Below are 19,350 nucleotides of genomic sequence, written 5' to 3' on the forward strand. Positions count from 1 at the left end.
GATCCTACCAGCACCTCACATTTCATTAAAATGCGCGTACAATACCGTTGCCAATAAATAACATTTGATTAACCATTCATTGTCATTACCCCTACACAACAATATTGGCAGGGCCACTTTTACACATAATGTGACGAAGATTTGAGCAAAGACTCATTCCATTATGTCAGCGGCCCCCAGGAGACCTGCAATGAATCTCTGGCAACAGAACTACGACCCGGCCGGTAATATCTGGCTTTCCAGCCTGATCGCATCGCTCCCTATCCTGTTCTTTTTCTTCGCCCTGATTAAGCTCAAGCTGAAAGGCTATGTTGCGGCGTCATGGACGGTGGTGATCGCTTTGTCGGTCGCCCTGCTGTTCTACAAAATGCCGGTCGATCACGCACTGGCATCCGTAGTGTACGGTTTCTTCTACGGTCTGTGGCCAATTGCCTGGATCATTATCGCCGCGGTATTCGTCTATAAAATCTCGGTGAAGACCGGGCAGTTCGACATCATCCGCTCATCAATACTCTCGATTACCCCAGACCAGCGTCTGCAAATGCTGATTGTTGGTTTCTCCTTTGGGGCATTCCTCGAGGGAGCGGCAGGCTTTGGCGCTCCGGTAGCGATTACCGCCGCACTGCTGGTTGGTCTTGGCTTTAACCCGCTGTATGCGGCAGGTTTGTGCCTGATCGTAAATACCGCGCCGGTCGCTTTTGGCGCAATGGGCATTCCGATTCTGGTCGCCGGTCAGGTTACCGGACTGGACAGCTTCGAGATTGGCCAGATGGTAGGTCGTCAGCTGCCGTTCCTGACCATTATCGTGCTGTTCTGGATTATGGCGATTATGGATGGCTGGCGTGGTGTCAAAGAAACCTGGCCTGCGGTGATGGTCGCTGGCGGCTCGTTTGCTATCGCACAGTACCTCAGCTCTAACTTTATCGGGCCGGAACTGCCGGACATCATCTCTTCTCTGGTCTCACTGGTGTGTCTGACGCTGTTCCTGAAACGCTGGCAGCCGGTACGTATCTTCCGTTTTGGCGATATGGGCGCTTCGCAGGTCGATATGGATCTGTCGCGCACCCGCTACACCGCTGGGCAGGTGGTACGCGCCTGGTCACCGTTCCTGTTCCTGACAGCTACCGTCACGCTGTGGAGCATACCGCCGTTTAAAGCGCTGTTTGCGCCAGGCGGCGCGATGTACCACTGGGTGGTCAATATTCCGGTTCCGTTCCTCGACAAGCTGGTTGCCCGTATGCCGCCGGTCGTACACGAAGCCACGGCCTACGCGGCGGTGTACAAATTTGACTGGTTCTCCGCGACCGGTACCGCAATACTGTTTGCCGCCCTGCTATCTATCGTCTGGCTGAAGATGAAGCCATCTGCTGCGCTGCAGACCTTTGGTAGCACGCTGAAAGATCTGGCGCTGCCTATCTACTCCATTGGGATGGTGCTGGCGTTCGCGTTTATCTCTAACTACTCCGGGCTTTCATCCACCCTGGCACTGGCCCTGGCACATACCGGCAGCGCATTTACCTTCTTCTCGCCGTTCCTTGGCTGGCTGGGGGTATTCCTGACCGGGTCCGACACCTCATCAAACGCATTGTTCGCCGCCCTGCAGGCCACGGCCGCTCAGCAAATCGGCGTTTCGGATGTGCTGATGGTGGCCGCAAATACCACCGGCGGCGTGACCGGCAAGATGATCTCTCCACAATCTATCGCTATCGCCTGTGCGGCAGTGGGATTAGTGGGGAAAGAGTCTGATCTGTTCCGCTTTACCGTGAAGCACAGTCTGATTTTCACCTGCATGGTGGGTGTGATTACCACGCTGCAGGCCTATGTCTTAACCTGGATGATTCCATGATAGTGATGCCCAGACGCCTGTCAGACGAAGTCGCATCTCGTGTGCGGGCGCTGATTGAAGAACAACAGCTGGAGGCGGGCATGAAGTTGCCCGCTGAGCGCCAACTGGCCGTACAGCTCGGCGTATCGCGCAACTCGCTGCGCGAGGCGCTGGCGAAACTGGTGAGCGAAGGCGTGTTGATTAGCCGTCGTGGCGGCGGGACGTTTATCCGCTGGCAGCATGAGGCCTGGTCTGAACAAAACATCGTTCAGCCGCTGAAAACTCTACTGGCAGACGACCCTGATTACAGTTTCGATATTCTGGAAGCCCGCCACGCCATCGAAGCCAGCACCGCCTGGCATGCAGCTATGCGTGCCACTGCTGCCGACAAAGAGAAGATCAGACTCTGTTTCGAGGCCACACAAAGCGAAGATCCAGATCTCGCCTCGCAGGCAGACGTTCGCTTTCATCTCGCCATTGCGGAAGCCTCGCACAACGTGGTGCTGTTACAGACCATGCGCGGTTTCTTCGACGTATTGCAGTCTTCGGTGAAACAGAGCCGTCAGCGTATGTACCTTGTGCCGCCCGTATTTTCGCAACTGACGGCGCAGCATCAGGCCGTCCTGGATGCGATTGTTGCCGGAGATGCCGACGGAGCGCGTAAAGCAATGATGGCGCACCTCAGTTTTGTCCACACCACGATTAAACGATTTGATGAAGATCAGGCCCGCCAGGCGCGTATCACCCGCCTGCCCGGTGACCCTGGTGAGAATAGCAGGGAGAACAACACATGATTATTTCAGCAGCCAGCGACTATCGCGCCGCAGCCCAGCGCATCCTACCCCCCTTCTTGTTCCACTATATAGACGGTGGGGCGTATGCAGAGCACACTCTGCGCCGTAACGTGGCAGACCTGTCTGAAGTGGCACTTCGCCAGCGCGTGCTGAAGAATATGTCCGACCTGAGCCTGGAGACAAAGCTGTTCAACGAAACGCTCTCCATGCCGGTGGCCCTTGCACCTGTCGGTCTGTGCGGCATGTACGCGCGCCGGGGCGAAGTTCAAGCCGCCGCCGCCGCTGATGCCAAAGGCATTCCGTTTACGCTTTCCACGGTATCCGTATGTCCGATTGAAGAAGTCGCCCCAACCATCAAACGTCCAATGTGGTTTCAGCTGTATGTTCTGCGCGATCGTGGCTTTATGCGCAACGCGCTGGAGCGCGCCAAAGCGGCGGGTTGCTCCACGCTGGTCTTTACCGTCGATATGCCAACCCCTGGTGCACGCTACCGTGACGCCCATTCCGGGATGAGCGGCCCAAATGCCGCACTACGCCGCTACTGGCAGGCAGTCACCCATCCACAGTGGGCATGGGACGTTGGCCTGAACGGTCGCCCACATGATTTAGGTAATATCTCGACTTATCTTGGTAAACCTACCGGTCTTGAGGATTACATTGGCTGGCTGGCGAATAACTTCGATCCGTCGATTTCGTGGAAAGACCTCGAGTGGATCCGCGAATTCTGGGATGGTCCGATGGTGATCAAAGGGATCCTCGATCCCGAAGATGCCCGAGACGCCGTACGCTTTGGCGCGGACGGTATTGTTGTCTCTAACCACGGTGGTCGCCAGTTAGACGGCGTGCTGTCTTCAGCTCGCGCGTTACCCGCTATTGCCGATGCGGTAAAAGGCGATATCACCATTCTGGCAGACAGTGGGATCCGCAACGGTCTGGACGTCGTACGTATGATTGCGCTGGGCGCGGATAGTGTTCTGCTGGGACGTGCTTATCTGTACGCGCTGGCCACCCACGGTCAGGCCGGGGTGGCGAATCTGCTGAATCTGATCGAGAAAGAGATGAAAGTGGCAATGACCCTGACCGGTGCGAAGTCGATTAGCGAAATCAGCCGTGATTCGCTGGTACAGGAACTGGGCAAACAGGTGGCTGACTACCCGATGCAGCCCAAACGTGGAAATGCGGCGTAAACGTTAATTTGCTATGCTGCCCCGTACTTAAGGGGGCAGCATGCTAAACATCGTTTTATTCGAACCAGAAATCCCGCCAAATACCGGCAATATTATCCGTCTTTGCGCCAACACCGGCTTTCGTCTGCATATTATTGAGCCAATGGGCTTTACCTGGGACGACAAGCGCCTGCGTCGCGCGGGGCTGGATTACCATGAATTTACCGCTGTGCTACGCCACCCTGATTACGCCGCCTTCGTCGCCGCAGAAAATCCGCAACGTCTGTTTGCCCTGACCACCAAAGGTACTCCAGCACATAGCGCGGTAAGCTATCAGGATGGGGATTATCTGATGTTTGGCCCGGAAACTCGCGGTCTGCCAGCCAGCATCCTCGACGCGCTGCCTGCCGAACAAAAAATTCGTATTCCGATGATGCCGGACAGTCGCAGCATGAACCTGTCGAATGCGGTGTCGGTGGTGGTGTATGAGGCCTGGCGCCAGTTAGGTTATCCCGGCGCGGTATTGCGTAGTTGATTTTTGTCGGATGGCGGCTGACGCCTTATCCGACCTACGAAAGAATTTACCGTTATTTTTCGAGCGTTATCGGCGTAGTCAGGTTGGACACGGACTGCGCTTGCCGACCTGCGCGTACACGTAGTACGTGAGGATGGCGAGCACAGCCCGGGTTCAAGATGACAAGTAAGATAGCTCGAAATCAGATTCCATCGCCGTATTCGAAAGTATGATGAATCCCGTTGAAATGCTGATCCATATCCATAGACGGCTTATCGCTGTCTGGCTTACCGACGATGCGCGCCGGTACGCCTGCGGCGGTGGTATGCGGCGGTACGGGCTGTAGCACGACCGAACCTGCGCCAATCTTCGCGCCGCGTCCGACTTCAATGTTGCCGAGAATTTTTGCTCCCGCGCCGATCATCACGCCTTCACGAATTTTCGGGTGGCGGTCACCGCCGGCTTTACCGGTCCCGCCCAGCGTGACGGATTGCAGAATAGAGACGTCGTTTTCAATCACCGCGGTTTCACCAACCACAATGCCGGTGGCGTGATCGAGCATAATCCCACGGCCAATTTTTGCCGCCGGATGAATATCTACCTGGAAGGTAACGGACACCTGATTTTGCAGGAAGATCGCCAGTGCCTGACGCCCCTGATGCCACAGCCAGTGACCGATACGGTAGGCCTGAAGCGCATGAAAGCCCTTCAGATACAGCAGTGGAGTGGAATATTTATCGACAGCCGGGTCACGCGTGCGTACTGCCTGAATATCGCAGGCCGCTGAGGCAATCATTTCAGGATCGGCCGCGTAGGCCTCTTCTACGACTTCGCGAATCGCAATGGCGGGCATGATTGGAGAAGCGAGTTTATTCGCCAGCATATAGCTTAGCGCACTGCCGAGATTTTCATGCTTGAGCAGCGTTGCGTGGTAAAAACTGGCCAGCATTGGCTCACATTCCGCCAGTGCCCGGGCTTCCGCTTTAATGTTTTTCCAGACGATATCCAGTTCTTCACACGGCATTGCGTACTCCAGAAGGTAGCAAAACGACCGATCCGTTCTTCGCGGATCGGGTCGTTATATTCAACAGTTCCTTACAGCTAGTGGCGACTCAGCTCGTCCTTGCGTGCACGGCCTAATAACGTCAATGCTGCCTCGCGCGCGTTTTTTCCGCAATACAATACTTGATAAATTTCCTCGGTTATTGGCATCTCAACACCAAAACGGTGCGCCAATTCACGAACTTCTTTCGTATTGCGATAGCCTTCAACCACTTGGCCAATTTTGTCCTGCGCACCCTGCACGTCCATCCCCTGGCCGAGCATCATGCCAAAACGACGGTTGCGCGACTGGTTGTCGGTACAGGTCAGCACCAGATCGCCTAAACCCGCCATCCCCATAAAGGTGGCAGGATCGGCCCCCAGCGCCGCACCAAGACGAGACATTTCGGTCAGCCCACGGGTGATCAATGCGGTTCGTGCATTCGCGCCAAAACCGATGCCGTCAGACATCCCCGCACCAATGGCAATGACGTTTTTCACCGCGCCGCCAAGCTGCACGCCAATGAAATCCGGGTTGCTATAAACGCGGAAGCTTTTGCCGCAGTGCAGCAACTGCTGGAGATCGTCAGCAAAAGTGTCGTCCGTCGAGGCCAGAGAAATCGCCGTCGGCATGCCCGCAGCCAGCTCTTTGGCGAACGTCGGGCCGGAAATAACCGCCAGTGGAATTGAGTCCCCCAGCGCTTCACGCGCGACGTCCTGCAGCAGACGTCCTGTTTCCGCTTCCAGACCTTTTGTCGCCCAGACCAGTCGTGCGTCAGGACGCATCAATGGTTTGATGTTACGCAGCACTTCGCCAAAGACGTGGCTCGGCACCACCACCAGAATATTACGACTGGCGGCCAGTGCAGTGGCTAAATCACTTTCCAGGCGCAGCGTGTCGGGAAAAGGCACATCAGGAAGGAACGCGACGTTGCAGCGATCGTGCTCGAGAGTCGCGATATGTTTAGGATCATGGCCCCACAGGACAACCTGATGGCCATTTCTTGCCAGGGTGATGGCAAGAGCGGTGCCGTACGAGCCGGCACCAATCACAGTCATTGAAGCATTACTTTGGTTCATCAGGCATCCTGATGTTCTTCAGTACCTTCGCCAGCCTGCTGCTGTAAATAGTTCATGAACAGCGCATCAAAGTTGACCGGCGCAAGGTTCAGTTGCGGGAACGTACCGCGTGAAACCAGGCTGGTGATGCATTCGCGGGCATACGGGAACAGAATGTTCGGGCAGTATGCGCCCAGGCAATGCGCCATCTGAGTCCCTTCGATACCACTGATGGAGAAAATACCGCCCTGCTGAACTTCGCACAGGAACGCAGTTTCTTCACCCAGGGAAGCCGTTACGGTGACACGCAGCACTACTTCATACACGTCATCTGCCAGTTGGGTAGATGCGGTATCAAGATCCAGTTTAACCTCTGGCTGCCAATCTTTCTGGAAAACATGCGGTGCATTTGGCGCTTCGAAAGACACATCCTTGGTATAAATACGTTGGATCTGGAAAGCCATTTCAGTGTTATTTTGTTCTGACATGTTGAGAAAACCCTTTAGTGTTGTCCTTTAAATACTTCGGTACGCCTTAACGCAGCAGCGGATCCAGTCCACCACGCGCATCCAACGCATACAAGTCGTCACAACCACCAATGTGCTGTGCATCAATAAAAATCTGCGGAACCGTAGTACGGCCACTGCGCTTGATCATTTCTTCACGCTTCACGGCATCGCCGTCAATCGGAAGCTCCTGGAAACTCACACCCTTGCTGTTCAGGAGCGCCTTTGCGCGATGGCAAAACGGGCAGGTTGCTTTGGTATAGATCTCAATATTGGCCATGACTTATTCTCCAGTGTTCTTTTTACCCTGCGGCATGAAAGAAGACGGGTAAATTATTTGCCGCGAACCAGTGGCAGATTCTCACCACTCCAGCCCGCTACGCCATCTTTCAGTACAGACACCTGCTCAAAACCGGCTTTGATCAGCGCAGTTGCTGAATCCTGGCACTGCATGCCTGAACCATCAACCACAATCACAGGTTTGTTTTTGTGTTTTTCCAGTTCGCCAAAATTATTGGCTTTGATTTCGCTCGGCAGCAGGTTAGTGGAGCCTGCGATATGGCCTTTGCGGAAGTCGTCGCGCTGACGTAAATCCACGACAACGGCGTCTTCTTTATTGATGAGACGTGTGGCTTCTCCGCGCGTAATCACCTTCACTTTGGAAGTCAGGCTCTTAAACGTGGTAAATAATACAGCCGCCAGTAACGCAATCCAGGCGATACTCAATACAGGGTGGCGACTAACAAATTGCATAATTTCTTGCATGGGGGGTAACAACTCCCGACTCAGTGATTAAAAAAACCAGGAAAGGAGTATACCTGCGCGTTGGCGCAAATACAGCCAGAGCGTGCATTGGATTGCATTTTTGCGGGGCGCTACGGAAAAAAAAACCTAAAACCACGCCCTCTGCGGCGCGCTCTGGTCGATTATTTGATCTTCCGGGGCTACTTTATCGATTCAGCTGTAGTAAAATTACGCAATTATTTTTTATCTATTAAGTGTGAGGTTGTCGCAATGTCGGTTTCTAAAAAACCTATGGTACTGGTGATTCTGGATGGCTACGGCTATCGCGAAGACAGCCAGGATAACGCCATTTTTAGTGCTAAAACCCCGGTAATGGATGCCCTGTGGGCAAAACGTCCGCATACCCTGATTGATGCGTCTGGCCTGGAAGTTGGCCTGCCCGATCGCCAGATGGGCAACTCCGAAGTCGGTCACGTCAACCTGGGCGCGGGCCGCATCGTGTATCAGGACCTGACCCGTCTGGATGTAGAAATTAAAGAGCGTACTTTCTTCGCTAACCCGGTGCTGACCAATGCGGTCGACCAGGCAAAAAATAGCGGCAAAGCGGTTCACATCATGGGTCTGCTCTCTGCGGGCGGTGTTCACAGCCACGAAGATCACATCATGGCGATGGTAGAAATGGCTGCTGAACGCGGGGCTGAGAAAATCTATCTGCACGCTTTCCTTGATGGCCGTGATACCCCGCCGCGCAGCGCTGAACATTCACTGCAGAAATTCGAAGAGAAATTTGCCGCGCTGGGCAAAGGCCGCGTAGCGTCCATCATCGGTCGTTACTACGCGATGGACCGCGACAACCGTTGGGATCGCGTTGAACAGGCTTATGACCTGATGACGTTGGCTAAAGGCGAGTTCCAGTTCGCTACGGCGGTTGAAGGCCTGCAGGCTGCTTATGCCCGCGACGAAAACGACGAATTCGTGAAAGCGACCGTGATCCGTGCTGAAGGCCAGGCTGAAGCCGCCATGGAAGACGGCGATACGCTGATTTTCATGAACTTCCGTGCTGACCGTGCGCGTGAAATCACTCGTGCGTTTGTTAACGCTGACTTCGACGGCTTCGCCCGTAAGAAAGTCGTTAACCTCAACTTTGTGATGCTGACCGAATACGCGGCCGACATCAAAACTGCGGTTGCTTACCCACCAGCATCTCTGGCTAACACCCTTGGCGAGTGGATGGCGAAGCACGACAAAACGCAGTTGCGTATTTCCGAAACCGAAAAATATGCGCACGTGACCTTCTTCTTCAACGGCGGCGTAGAAGAGCCGTTCAAAGGCGAAGACCGCATCCTGATCAACTCGCCGAAAGTTGCGACCTACGATCTGCAGCCGGAGATGAGCTCTGCTGAGCTGACCGAAAAACTGGTTGCGGCGATTGAGAGCGGAAAATACGACACCATCATTTGTAACTACCCGAACGGCGACATGGTTGGTCATACCGGAGTGATGGAAGCAGCGGTTAAAGCGGTTGAAGCGCTGGATCACTGCGTTGAACAGGTCGCGAAAGCGGTTGAATCCGTTGGCGGCCAGTTGCTGATCACCGCGGACCACGGTAACGCAGAGCAGATGCGCGATCCGTCCACCGGTCAGGCGCACACTGCGCACACCAACCTGCCCGTTCCGCTGATTTATGTCGGTGGTAAGAACGTTAAAGCAGTCGAAGGCGGCAAACTTTCTGATATCGCCCCGACGATGCTGACGCTGATGGGTATGGAAATCCCGCAAGAGATGACTGGTAAGCCGCTGTTCATCGTGGAATAATCCCTCCCCATGAGGGGAAAGGCGATTAATACCATCACTCGGGCCGTGAAACCACGTAAGTTTTCAGTCAGGCCCTTGTTCTACGCCAGCGCGCTTAGCGCTGGCGTATTGCTGTGCGCCTTTTCCGCCCACGCGGACGAACGCGACCAGCTCAAATCTATTCAGGCCGATATCGCGGCAAAAGAACGCGCGGTACGCCAACAGCAACAACAACGCGCCACCCTCCTCGCTCAGCTTAAAGCGCAGGAACAGGCCATCGCCGTTGCCGCAAGGCAGTTGCGCGAAACGCAAAACTCACTGGCGCAGCTGAATGCGCAAATCGCAGAGATGAACGCAGCACTCGCGAAGCTGGAAAAACAGCGGGCCGCGCAAGAACGCAGCCTGGCAGCCCAACTCGACGCAGCTTTTCGCCAGGGCGAACACACAGGCATTCAGCTCATTCTTAGCGGTGAAGAAAGCCAGCGTGGGCAACGCCTGCAGGCCTATTTCGGCTACCTGAACCAGGCGCGACAGGAAACCATCGCGCAGCTGAAACAAACCCGCGAAGAGGTCGACTCGCAAAAAGCCGAGCTGGAAGATAAGCAGAGCGAACAGCAGACGCTACTGTACGAACAGCGCGCTCAGCAGGCTAAGCTGGAACAGGCACGTAACGAACGCCAGAAAACACTTTCGAGTCTGGAATCATCGATTCAACAGGGTCAACAGCAACTGGGCGAAATGCGCGCCAACGAATCCCGTCTGCGCAACAGCATTGCTCGCGCCGAAGCCGCGGCCAAAGCGCGTGCGGAACGTGAAGCGCGCGAGGCGCAGGCCGTACGTGATAAGCAGAAGGATGCGTCACGAAAAGGCTCAACCTATAAACCGACCGAAAGTGAAAAATCACTGATGTCGCGTACCGGCGGTTTAGGTTCGCCACGCGGTCAGGCATTCTGGCCCGTTCGTGGTCCAACTCTACATCGTTATGGCGAACAGCTGCAGGGTGAGCTACGTTGGAAGGGTATGGTTATTGGTGCATCCGAGGGCACCGAAGTTAAAGCCATTGCCGATGGTCGCGTCATTCTGGCGGACTGGCTGCAGGGCTATGGCCTGGTGGTCGTCGTTGAACACGGTAAAGGCGATATGAGCCTGTACGGTTATAACCAGAGCGCACTGGTCAGCGTCGGTACGCAGGTTCGCGCCGGGCAGCCTATAGCACTTGTGGGTAGCAGCGGCGGTCAGGGCAGGCCGGCACTCTATTTCGAAATTCGTCGCCAGGGTCAGGCGGTCAATCCACAGCCGTGGTTGGGAAGATAAGTTTTGCCACAACAATTTCGTCGTCTACTACTCTCTCTCGCCAGTCTGCTGGCCTTCGCAACACCTGTATTTGCTGGCAAACTCGCCATCGTCATTGATGATTTCGGCTATCGCCCACACACTGAAAACCAGGTACTGGCGATGCCTTCTACCATCTCCGTTGCCGTTCTGCCTAACGCCCCACATGCGCGTGAAATGGCAATCAAAGCGCATAACAGCGGGCATGAAGTCTTAATCCATCTGCCAATGGCGCCGCTGAGCAAGCAGCCGTTAGAGAAAGACACGTTACGCCCTGAAATGAGCAGCGAAGAGATTGAGCGGATTATTCGCGACGCGGTAAGCAAAGTACCGAATGCGGTCGGTCTGAACAACCATATGGGCAGCGCGATGACCTCCAGCCTGTTCGGCATGCAGAAGGTGATGCAGGCGCTGGAACGCTACGACCTCTACTTCCTGGACAGCATGACCATCGGTAACAGCCAGGCAATGCGCGCAGCGTCAGGAACCGGTGTGAAGGTCATCAAACGCAAAGTCTTCCTGGATGACACGCAAAACGAAGCCGATATTCGCCGTCAGTTTAATCGTGCCGTCGAGCTTGCGCGCCGCAACGGTTCCGCAATCGCCATTGGCCACCCTCACCCGTCTACGGTTCGCGTCCTGCAGCAGATGCTGTATAGCCTGCCAGCCGACATCACGCTGGTTCGCCCAAGCAGTTTGCTCAATGAACCACAGGTGGATACCTCCAGACCAAACCTCACACCACCGAAGAACGGTACGCCTGATGCGCCGCGTAATCCTTTCCGCGGGGTGAAATTATGCAAACCGAAACAGCCGTTAGAGCCGGTGTACGCCAGCCGCTTCTTCAGCGTGCTCGGCGAAAGCATCACCCAAAGCACGCTGGTGCAGTATATGCGCCTGCAGTGGCAGGGCTGGCAATAATCAGTCTTTACTATCCAGCGTTAAATGGGCCAGGCGGCGCGGCGTCAATGATTTATCGCGCCACTGGCTAAAACGGATAGCCCACAACAGCACCTGATAACCCAGCTTAACGCTGCAGATATTACTCACCATACGCTTGAACATACCCGATACAAATACTTCAGCAATCATGCGCTGGCGGATCTGTGGATCGGGTTCTTTACGAATACAATGACATACTCGCAGTCCCTCATAAATCACTTGTTGCTTAAACTCAGGATGGATAGTGATGCGGTTAGCATAGCTATGATTAAGTTCGTCCAGCAGGCGAGTGATCTTTATATAGTGCCGTTGATAGTTTAAATTCGCTTCACCCTGCCGCTTCATGTGGCTAATTGAGCCATCGTGTTGGTAGTATTTATATAATGGTTTTTCCGTATATTTCACACGAGTGGCATTAAACATAAACACCGTACTCCACATGACATCCTGATGATGTAACCCAGGGATAAATCTTATATTGTGTTCTTTAATGAGGTCATTTCTATATACCCCCATCCAGAGAACATGCGTCCAGCGGCGCGAAGCAAGCCCCATACGCAACCAGTCTGGGCCGGAGAGAATACCGGTAGAGCGCAGACGATCTGTTGGAATGGATACCCAGACTCGGGATGTTTCCCGCGAACTCCAGTCTGCGTTGCTTTGTACAACGTCAAGGTTGTCATGCAAGGCCATTCCCATCAATGTCTCATACATCTCCGGATAGACTTCATCATCGGCATCAACGAATGCGATGTAATCCCCCACAGCGACATCCAGGCCAAGGTTTCGCGCGACAGAGACACCCTGGTTGGCCTGATGCAGCAGCCGAACATGGGGATATTTTTCCGCATAGTATTGCGCAATATCGACTGAACAGTCCGTAGAACCATCATTTACAATAATGATTTCAAGATCTTTCCAGGTCTGCGCAATTAATGACTCCATACAGTCACGAAAGTAACTACCGGCATTATATAACGGGATAATAACGCTTAATTTATATTTACTTTTCATCGTAGGGTAATCATCTAATCTATGGGATTGTCGTTACTCTATCACCCGATTATTAAGATATTATTAAGGCTTAGCAAGAGGTACAATTTCCAGAGAAATAGGCCAGCATTCCTATAAATTTATATTAGCTAGATTGATAACCTATTTACTTACACGTCCGAGAAACAAAAAACAGCACAAATAGCTAACTTAGTTGTTACCTGTGTATCACAAAGGATTTTGTTATACTAACTTGATCTCTATCACAAAATGAACAGTGCAAATGTAATGATGACCAAAGCACTCTTACTACATTGATGCTTTAAGTCATGAAATTTTCATAACGTAAAGCAATTAATCAATTACTTTCAATTAGATAGAGCATAACACTGTTTTTTGTGTGCCTTTTACATAAAAGCATGTATTAACTAACCACCGTCGATACAATTTTGTATAATACAGAGCATAACTATCCACAACAGATTAATATACGAAGGCGAATTTAATGAACATTAGTAAGGTTGAATTAAATGACTTTAATGTTTATTTCAAGAAAGAAAAAATTAATTTCCCTTTGTTGATGGAAAAAGTATCAAATAATGAAATAAAAGGGAAACAACTGAATGCTGAAAATGGCTTTCGCAGCGTCCATCTTGTCGAATATGAAAATAAAAAGTTTATTGTCAAGAACGACCGTGAAATAGACAATCGCTTTGAAAAAAAAGCGCTAAACTTTATTTCCGGGCCCTTTTATTCACATATGATTAAACGACTGGCACACTTAACTCCAGAGCAACGCGCCTGTACTGCAGACCTGTACTACGTTGCCGAAAAATGTCACTTTCGTCAATGTGTTGAAGTGTCAACCGTGCATGAATACATTGATGGTAAACCCCTTGCCGATATCAATGAAAGTAATGCCGAAGAGGTGAAAGACTGTATTATTAAACTTCACAATGCAGGTCTTGCATCGAATGATATTCACCCTGGGAATTTTATTAGAACGCCATCAGGCGAACTTAAAATTATCGATCTTTCATGCAAAGGCATTATGAAAATATGCCAGGCGAACGATATCCTCACGCTCCGGAATAAATACAATATCGATATTCAGGGTCATGGCTTCGTTTATAACCTGATTTTATTGAAAGAAAAGCTTCGCCGACTTTCACGAAAAATTCGCGGCAAGTAAAAAATAGCCAGATATTAATCATATCTGGCTATTCATTCTTACCGGCTTAATACTAACCCCAGCTCAGGATCACTTTCCCCGACTGGCCTGAACGCATCGCGTCAAAGCCCTGCTGGAATTCATCGATGGAGAATCGATGGGTGATGATCGGCGACAAATCCAGACCAGACTGGATCAGTGCAGCCATTTTGTACCAGGTTTCAAACATCTCACGACCGTAGATACCTTTAATAAACAGCCCCTTAAAGATAACTTTGGTCCAATCGATTGACATATCAGATGGCGGAATACCCAGCATAGCAATACGGCCACCGTGGTTCATGGTGTCCAGCATGGCGCGAAACGCTGGCGGCGCCCCGGACATCTCTAGGCCCACATCAAACCCTTCGGTCATACCCAGTTCAGCCATCACGTCGGTCAGATTCTCTTTCGACACGTTGACCGCGCGGGTGATACCCATTTTGCGCGCCAGCTCAAGGCGATACTCATTAACGTCGGTGATCACCACGTGGCGTGCGCCAACATGCTTCGCGACCGCTGCCGCCATAATACCGATTGGACCCGCACCGGAAACCAGCACATCTTCCCCAACCAGATCGAACGACAGCGCCGTGTGCACTGCATTACCGAACGGATCGAAGATAGACGCCAGGTCGTCGGAGATATTGTCCGGGATTTTAAATGCGTTAAATGCCGGGATCACCAGGTACTCCGCAAAGCAGCCAGGGCGGTTTACACCGACACCGGTCGTATTGCGGCACAGGTGAGTACGCCCACCGCGGCAGTTACGGCAATGCCCGCAGGTGATATGACCTTCGCCTGAAACGCGATCGCCGATTTTAAAGCCTTTAACTTCCTGACCGATGCCAACAACTTCGCCGACATATTCATGCCCAACGACCATCGGTACCGGGATGGTTTTTTGCGACCATTCATCCCAGTTATAAATGTGAACGTCAGTCCCGCAGATGGCTGTTTTACGGATTTTAATCAGCAAATCGTTATGACCGACTTCCGGTTCAGGAACGTCGGTCATCCAAATGCCCTCTTCCGCTTTCAGTTTGGATAACGCTTTCATTTCACATCCTCAGGCAATAACGCCCAGTTGTTTACCAATGCGTGTGAACGCCTCAACAGCACGCGTAATCTGCTCAGGGGTATGCGCCGCAGACATCTGGGTACGGATACGCGCCTGGCCTTTTGGAACCACCGGATAGAAGAATCCGGTAACGTAAATCCCCTCTTTTTGCAGCTCGCGGGCGAATGCCTGCGCCACTACTGCATCACCCAGCATAACCGGGATGATCGCGTGATCCGCACCGGCTAACGTAAAGCCTGCGGCAGACATTTGCTCGCGGAACTGACGTGCATTCGCCCACAGGCGATCGCGCAGATCGCTGCCAGCTTCAACCATTTCCAGCACTTTAATGGAAGCCGCAACAATCGCCGGTGCCAGTGAGTTGGAGAACAAATAAGGGCGGGAACGCTGACGCAGCCACTCAACAACTTCTTTGCGCGCTGCGGTGTAACCACCGGATGCGCCGCCGAGTGCTTTACCCAGCGTACCGGTGATGATGTCCACGCGCCCCATCACGTCACAGTATTCATGGGAGCCACGACCATTTTCGCCGACAAAACCGACGGCATGGGAATCATCAACCATGACCAGCGCGTCGTATTTATCCGCCAAATCGCAAACGCCTTTCAGGTTAGCGATTACCCCATCCATAGAGAACACGCCATCAGTGGCGATCAGGATATGACGAGCGCCCGCTTCACGCGCTTCTTTCAGGCGAGCTTCCAGTTCCACCATATCGTTGTTGGCGTAACGGAAACGTTTTGCTTTACACAGACGTACGCCATCAATGATAGAAGCGTGGTTCAGGGCATCGGAAATAATTGCGTCTTCTGCACCCAGCAGCGTTTCAAACAGGCCGCCGTTGGCGTCGAAGCAGGAAGAGTAAAGGATGGCATCTTCCATACCGAGGAATGCCGCCAGTTTTTGCTCCAGTTGCTTATGGCTGTCCTGGGTACCGCAAATAAAGCGAACCGAAGCCATACCAAATCCGTGAGAATCCATACCCGCTTTTGCCGCTGCAATCAGTTCCGGATGGTTAGCCAGTCCCAGATAGTTGTTCGCACAAAAGTTAATAACGTGGCTTCCATCCGCCACGGTGATATCCGCCTGCTGGGCAGATGTAATAATGCGTTCTTCTTTAAACAATCCTTCCGCACGTGCGGTTTCGAGATCGTTCGTTAACTGTTTGTAAAAATCCCCACGCATTTCAATTCTCCAGACTGGGCAAATTTCAGCACATATTACCCAAAGCTATACGTTGATACGAGATGACGCATCATCACTTCTTCAAAATGAAGCATAAATCACGTGTACCCGCACGGCTTATCGGTGAATGGCTGAAGCCTAAGCCATGTAGTGATATGATAGAAGTATTCGTGTCTGAGATTGTCTCTGACTCCATAATTCAAAGGTTACATTTATGATCATCGTTACCGGCGGCGCGGGCTTTATCGGCAGCAACATCGTTAAGTCCCTGAATGATAAAGGCATCACCGACATCCTGGTGGTGGACAACCTGAAAGACGGCACCAAGTTTGTTAACCTGGTGGATCTGAATATTGCTGACTACATGGACAAGGAAGACTTCCTGATCCAGATTATGGCCGGGGAAGATTTCGGCGATATCGAAGCGATTTTCCACGAAGGCGCATGCTCTTCCACCACCGAGTGGGACGGCAAGTATATGATGGACAACAACTATCAATACTCCAAAGAGCTACTGCACTACTGCCTGGAGCGTGAAATCCCGTTCCTGTACGCGTCCTCTGCCGCCACCTACGGCGGTCGCACTTCTGATTTCATCGAATCCCGTGAATATGAGAAACCGCTGAACGTCTACGGCTACTCAAAATTCCTGTTCGACGAGTACGTGCGTCAGATCCTGCCAGAAGCCAATTCTCAGATTGTTGGCTTCCGCTATTTCAACGTTTACGGACCGCGTGAAGGCCACAAAGGCAGCATGGCAAGCGTTGCTTTCCACCTCAACACCCAGCTTAACAATGGCGAAACGCCAAAACTGTTTGAAGGCAGTGAAAACTTCAAACGTGATTTCGTTTATGTAGGCGACGTGGCTGCGGTAAACCTGTGGTTCCTGGAAAACGGGGTTTCCGGCATCTTTAACCTCGGTACAGGTCGTGCGGAATCTTTCCAGGCGGTTGCCGATGCTACGCTGGCGTACCACAAAAAAGGCAGCATTGAGTACATTCCATTCCCGGAAAAACTGAAAGGCCGCTACCAGGCATTTACCCAGGCAGATCTGACGAACCTGCGCGCAGCGGGCTATGACAAGCCGTTTAAAACCGTCGCCGAAGGCGTCACGGAATATATGGCCTGGCTGAACCGCGACGCGTAAGTATGAAAATTTTGGTGGTTGGCCCATCTTGGGTGGGCGACATGATGATGTCGCAAAGTCTCTATCGCACGCTCAAGGCGCGCTATCCCCAGGCGATAATCGACGTGATGGCACCTGCATGGTGCCGTCCGTTATTGTCGCGCATGCCAGAAGTCAACGAAGCTATCGCCATGCCGTTGGGGCACGGCGCGCTGGAGATCGGCGAGCGCCGTAAACTCGGCCTCAGCCTGCGTGAGAAGCGCTATGACCGCGCTTATGTGCTGCCTAACTCGTTTAAATCCGCTCTGGTGCCGTTCTTTGCGGGTATTCCCCATCGTACCGGTTGGCGTGGCGAGATGCGCTACGGCCTGCTAAACGATGCGCGCGTACTGGATAAAGACGCATGGCCACTGATGGTCGAGCGCTATGTGGCTCTGGCTTATGATAAAGGCGTGATGCTGACGGCCAAAGATTTGCCGCAGCCTCTGCTATGGCCACAGTTGCAGGTCAGCGAAGGCGAGAAATCACTGACCTGTAGTCAGTTTTCCCTTTCAGCCGAACGCCCCATCATCGGTTTTTGCCCAGGTGCGGAATTTGGTCCAGCAAAACGCTGGCCACATTACCACTACGCAGAGTTGGCGAAGCAGTTGATCGATGAAGGCCATCAGATTGTGCTGTTTGGCTCAGCAAAAGACCATGAAGCTGGCAATGAGATCCTGGCAACGCTGAGCACTGAACAGCAAGCCTGGTGCCGTAATCTGGCGGGCGAAACACAGCTGGAACAGGCCGTCATTCTGCTCGCCGCCTGCAAAGCGGTCGTCACCAACGATTCTGGATTAATGCACGTGGCCGCAGCACTGAACCGTCCACTGGTCGCATTGTATGGTCCAAGCAGCCCGGATTTTACGCCCCCGCTTTCCCACAAGGCACGTGTCATTCGCCTGATTACGGGGTATCACAAAGTGCGTAAGGGCGATGCGGCAGAAGGCTATCACCAGAGTCTGATGGACATCACACCCCAGCGCGTACTGGAAGAACTCAACGACCTGTTGTTACAAGAGGAAGCCTGACGGATGCGGGTTCTGATCGTTAAAACGTCGTCTATGGGCGATGTACTGCATACGTTGCCCGCATTAACCGATGCGCAGCAGGCTATTCCGGGTATTCAATTTGATTGGGTGGTGGAAGAAGGGTTCGCTCAAATCCCATCCTGGCATTCAGCCGTTGACCGGGTTATTCCAGTGGCGATCCGTCGCTGGCGTAAAGCCTGGTTTTCAGCGCCGATTAAAGCCGAGCGTAAAGCGTTTCGTGATGCGGTGCGTTTACAGCAGTATGACGCGATAATTGATGCGCAGGGTTTGGTTAAAAGCGCGGCGTTGGTGACACGTCTGGCACGTGGCATCAAGCATGGTATGGACTGGAGCACAGCCCGCGAACCGCTGGCAAGTCTGTTTTATAATCGCAAACATCACATAGCCAAACAGCAGCACGCGGTAGAACGTACGCGTGAATTGTTCGCCAAAAGCCTGGGGTATGCTAAACCGCAGTTGCAGGGTGATTACGCGATTACGCAGCATTTTGTAAAACAGCAAACGTCTAATTCGCAGCCCTACGCTGTATTTTTACATGCGACCACGCGAGATGATAAGCATTGGACAGAAGCGCACTGGCGGGACCTTATTACGCTGATACCGAAGACAGGGATTCGCATTAAACTTCCCTGGGGAGCAGCGCATGAAGAGGAAAGAGCAAGAAGAATTGCGGAAGGATTTGATAATGTCGATGTATTGCCAAGGATGAGTCTTGAGGAAATTGCGCGTATCCTCGCCGGTGCTAAATTTGTAGTTTCGGTTGATACAGGCCTTAGTCATCTGACCGCCGCGCTCAATCGCCCAAACGTTACGCTGTATGGTCCCACCGACCCAGGGCTCATTGGTGGCTACGGTAAGAATCAGTTAACGTGCATTGCTCCGGAAGGAAAACTGTCGTTACTCACCGCTCAGCAAGTACTAACACACCTACCGTCCGACGTATAATC

The 19,350-nt window shown here is 52.7% G+C and carries 19 protein-coding genes; 11 read left to right on the plus strand and 8 right to left on the minus strand.

Annotation, left to right across the window (positions count from 1 at the left end; translation table 11 throughout):
- Positions 1–190: 190 nt before the first annotated feature.
- From lldP to trmL, 4 genes are read left to right on the plus strand one after another with little or no spacing between them, the layout of a single operon-like run.
- The gene (lldP, locus tag OGX97_RS13910) at positions 191–1,846 is read left to right on the plus strand and encodes an L-lactate permease (protein WP_003827332.1); all 1,656 of its coding nucleotides are present in this window, start codon (positions 191–193) and stop codon (positions 1,844–1,846) included.
- A complete protein-coding gene (gene lldR, locus OGX97_RS13915) occupies positions 1,843–2,619 on the plus strand; it encodes a transcriptional regulator LldR (RefSeq protein ID WP_003024170.1) in 777 nt (258 codons plus the stop codon). The genes lldP and lldR overlap by 4 nt, the downstream gene beginning before the upstream one ends.
- Positions 2,616–3,806, plus strand: a complete 1,191-nt coding sequence (gene lldD / locus OGX97_RS13920) for an FMN-dependent L-lactate dehydrogenase LldD (RefSeq protein ID WP_008786460.1) — start codon at positions 2,616–2,618, stop codon at positions 3,804–3,806. The genes lldR and lldD overlap by 4 nt, the downstream gene beginning before the upstream one ends.
- A gap of 40 nt (positions 3,807–3,846) precedes the next feature.
- Positions 3,847–4,320: a tRNA (uridine(34)/cytosine(34)/5-carboxymethylaminomethyluridine(34)-2'-O)-methyltransferase TrmL gene (gene trmL, locus OGX97_RS13925; RefSeq protein WP_003827329.1), complete on the plus strand. Its 474-nt coding sequence runs from the start codon at positions 3,847–3,849 to the stop codon at positions 4,318–4,320.
- 181 nt (positions 4,321–4,501) lie between these two features.
- Here trmL and cysE read toward each other — a convergent pair whose 3' ends face one another.
- The 5 genes from cysE to OGX97_RS13950 form a co-directional block, all read right to left on the minus strand.
- Entirely contained in the window at positions 4,502–5,323 is an 822-nt protein-coding gene (gene cysE, locus OGX97_RS13930; RefSeq protein WP_003024160.1) for a serine O-acetyltransferase, read from the minus strand.
- 77 nt (positions 5,324–5,400) lie between these two features.
- Positions 5,401–6,420 (minus strand): NAD(P)H-dependent glycerol-3-phosphate dehydrogenase, encoded by a 1,020-nt coding sequence (gene gpsA / locus OGX97_RS13935; RefSeq protein ID WP_008786462.1) that lies wholly within the window; start codon positions 6,418–6,420, stop codon positions 5,401–5,403.
- Positions 6,420–6,887: a protein-export chaperone SecB gene (gene secB, locus OGX97_RS13940; RefSeq protein WP_003024155.1), complete on the minus strand. Its 468-nt coding sequence runs from the start codon at positions 6,885–6,887 to the stop codon at positions 6,420–6,422. The genes gpsA and secB overlap by 1 nt, the downstream gene beginning before the upstream one ends.
- Positions 6,888–6,933: 46 nt before the next feature.
- Positions 6,934–7,185, minus strand: coding sequence for a glutaredoxin 3 (grxC, locus tag OGX97_RS13945; RefSeq protein WP_003024152.1), 252 nt, complete (start codon positions 7,183–7,185; stop codon positions 6,934–6,936).
- Positions 7,186–7,238: 53 nt separating this feature from the next.
- Positions 7,239–7,670 (minus strand): rhodanese-like domain-containing protein, encoded by a 432-nt coding sequence (locus OGX97_RS13950; RefSeq protein WP_003024148.1) that lies wholly within the window; start codon positions 7,668–7,670, stop codon positions 7,239–7,241.
- A gap of 249 nt (positions 7,671–7,919) precedes the next feature.
- Between OGX97_RS13950 and gpmM the strand changes: the two genes are divergently transcribed.
- The 3 genes from gpmM to OGX97_RS13965 are packed head-to-tail and all read left to right on the plus strand — an operon-like array spanning position 7,920 to position 11,696.
- Positions 7,920–9,464, plus strand: coding sequence for a 2,3-bisphosphoglycerate-independent phosphoglycerate mutase (gene gpmM, locus OGX97_RS13955; protein ID WP_057066896.1), 1,545 nt, complete (start codon positions 7,920–7,922; stop codon positions 9,462–9,464).
- A 33-nt stretch (positions 9,465–9,497) separates the two neighbouring features.
- On the plus strand, positions 9,498–10,757 hold the full coding sequence (gene envC, locus OGX97_RS13960) for a murein hydrolase activator EnvC (protein WP_231587333.1): 1,260 nt from the start codon (positions 9,498–9,500) through the stop codon (positions 10,755–10,757).
- A 3-nt stretch (positions 10,758–10,760) separates the two neighbouring features.
- Positions 10,761–11,696 (plus strand): divergent polysaccharide deacetylase family protein, encoded by a 936-nt coding sequence (locus OGX97_RS13965; protein ID WP_003024138.1) that lies wholly within the window; start codon positions 10,761–10,763, stop codon positions 11,694–11,696.
- Here OGX97_RS13965 and OGX97_RS13970 read toward each other — a convergent pair whose 3' ends face one another.
- Positions 11,697–12,731: a glycosyltransferase gene (locus OGX97_RS13970; RefSeq protein ID WP_032945363.1), complete on the minus strand. Its 1,035-nt coding sequence runs from the start codon at positions 12,729–12,731 to the stop codon at positions 11,697–11,699. It abuts the gene before it with no gap.
- 484 nt (positions 12,732–13,215) lie between these two features.
- Between OGX97_RS13970 and OGX97_RS13975 the strand changes: the two genes are divergently transcribed.
- Positions 13,216–13,902 (plus strand): lipopolysaccharide core heptose(II) kinase RfaY, encoded by a 687-nt coding sequence (locus OGX97_RS13975; RefSeq protein ID WP_100271764.1) that lies wholly within the window; start codon positions 13,216–13,218, stop codon positions 13,900–13,902.
- A 52-nt stretch (positions 13,903–13,954) separates the two neighbouring features.
- Here the strand turns inward: OGX97_RS13975 and tdh are convergent, their stop codons facing one another.
- A complete protein-coding gene (gene tdh, locus OGX97_RS13980) occupies positions 13,955–14,980 on the minus strand; it encodes an L-threonine 3-dehydrogenase (RefSeq protein ID WP_032945365.1) in 1,026 nt (341 codons plus the stop codon).
- 9 nt (positions 14,981–14,989) lie between these two features.
- Positions 14,990–16,186, minus strand: a complete 1,197-nt coding sequence (gene kbl, locus OGX97_RS13985; protein ID WP_003827313.1) for a glycine C-acetyltransferase — start codon at positions 16,184–16,186, stop codon at positions 14,990–14,992.
- Between the two features lie 214 nt (positions 16,187–16,400).
- Between kbl and rfaD the strand changes: the two genes are divergently transcribed.
- The 3 genes from rfaD to rfaC are packed head-to-tail and all read left to right on the plus strand — an operon-like array spanning position 16,401 to position 19,348.
- On the plus strand, positions 16,401–17,333 hold the full coding sequence (gene rfaD, locus OGX97_RS13990) for an ADP-glyceromanno-heptose 6-epimerase (RefSeq protein WP_003827312.1): 933 nt from the start codon (positions 16,401–16,403) through the stop codon (positions 17,331–17,333).
- A 2-nt stretch (positions 17,334–17,335) separates the two neighbouring features.
- Positions 17,336–18,382: an ADP-heptose--LPS heptosyltransferase RfaF gene (gene rfaF / locus OGX97_RS13995; protein WP_100271763.1), complete on the plus strand. Its 1,047-nt coding sequence runs from the start codon at positions 17,336–17,338 to the stop codon at positions 18,380–18,382.
- Positions 18,383–18,385: 3 nt separating this feature from the next.
- Entirely contained in the window at positions 18,386–19,348 is a 963-nt protein-coding gene (rfaC, locus tag OGX97_RS14000) for a lipopolysaccharide heptosyltransferase RfaC (RefSeq protein WP_100271762.1), read from the plus strand.
- Positions 19,349–19,350: the final 2 nt, after the last annotated feature.

Source organism: Citrobacter sp. Cpo061 (assembly GCF_030332845.1).
Classification (GTDB): domain Bacteria; phylum Pseudomonadota; class Gammaproteobacteria; order Enterobacterales; family Enterobacteriaceae; genus Citrobacter; species Citrobacter portucalensis.

What these genes read in the sequence shown, in the direction of transcription:
- lldP (WP_003827332.1), top strand. Translation starts at nt 191, where the DNA reads ATGAATCTCTGGCAACAGAACTACGACCCGGCCGGTAATATCTGGCTT.
- lldR (WP_003024170.1), top strand. Translation starts at nt 1,843, where the DNA reads ATGATAGTGATGCCCAGACGCCTGTCAGACGAAGTCGCATCTCGTGTG.
- lldD (WP_008786460.1), top strand. Translation starts at nt 2,616, where the DNA reads ATGATTATTTCAGCAGCCAGCGACTATCGCGCCGCAGCCCAGCGCATC.
- trmL (WP_003827329.1), top strand. Translation starts at nt 3,847, where the DNA reads ATGCTAAACATCGTTTTATTCGAACCAGAAATCCCGCCAAATACCGGC.
- cysE (WP_003024160.1), bottom strand. Translation starts at nt 5,323, where the DNA reads ATGCCGTGTGAAGAACTGGATATCGTCTGGAAAAACATTAAAGCGGAA.
- gpsA (WP_008786462.1), bottom strand. Translation starts at nt 6,420, where the DNA reads ATGAACCAAAGTAATGCTTCAATGACTGTGATTGGTGCCGGCTCGTAC.
- secB (WP_003024155.1), bottom strand. Translation starts at nt 6,887, where the DNA reads ATGTCAGAACAAAATAACACTGAAATGGCTTTCCAGATCCAACGTATT.
- grxC (WP_003024152.1), bottom strand. Translation starts at nt 7,185, where the DNA reads ATGGCCAATATTGAGATCTATACCAAAGCAACCTGCCCGTTTTGCCAT.
- OGX97_RS13950 (WP_003024148.1), bottom strand. Translation starts at nt 7,670, where the DNA reads ATGCAAGAAATTATGCAATTTGTTAGTCGCCACCCTGTATTGAGTATC.
- gpmM (WP_057066896.1), top strand. Translation starts at nt 7,920, where the DNA reads ATGTCGGTTTCTAAAAAACCTATGGTACTGGTGATTCTGGATGGCTAC.
- OGX97_RS13970 (WP_032945363.1), bottom strand. Translation starts at nt 12,731, where the DNA reads ATGAAAAGTAAATATAAATTAAGCGTTATTATCCCGTTATATAATGCC.
- OGX97_RS13975 (WP_100271764.1), top strand. Translation starts at nt 13,216, where the DNA reads ATGAACATTAGTAAGGTTGAATTAAATGACTTTAATGTTTATTTCAAG.
- tdh (WP_032945365.1), bottom strand. Translation starts at nt 14,980, where the DNA reads ATGAAAGCGTTATCCAAACTGAAAGCGGAAGAGGGCATTTGGATGACC.
- kbl (WP_003827313.1), bottom strand. Translation starts at nt 16,186, where the DNA reads ATGCGTGGGGATTTTTACAAACAGTTAACGAACGATCTCGAAACCGCA.
- rfaD (WP_003827312.1), top strand. Translation starts at nt 16,401, where the DNA reads ATGATCATCGTTACCGGCGGCGCGGGCTTTATCGGCAGCAACATCGTT.
- rfaF (WP_100271763.1), top strand. Translation starts at nt 17,336, where the DNA reads ATGAAAATTTTGGTGGTTGGCCCATCTTGGGTGGGCGACATGATGATG.
- rfaC (WP_100271762.1), top strand. Translation starts at nt 18,386, where the DNA reads ATGCGGGTTCTGATCGTTAAAACGTCGTCTATGGGCGATGTACTGCAT.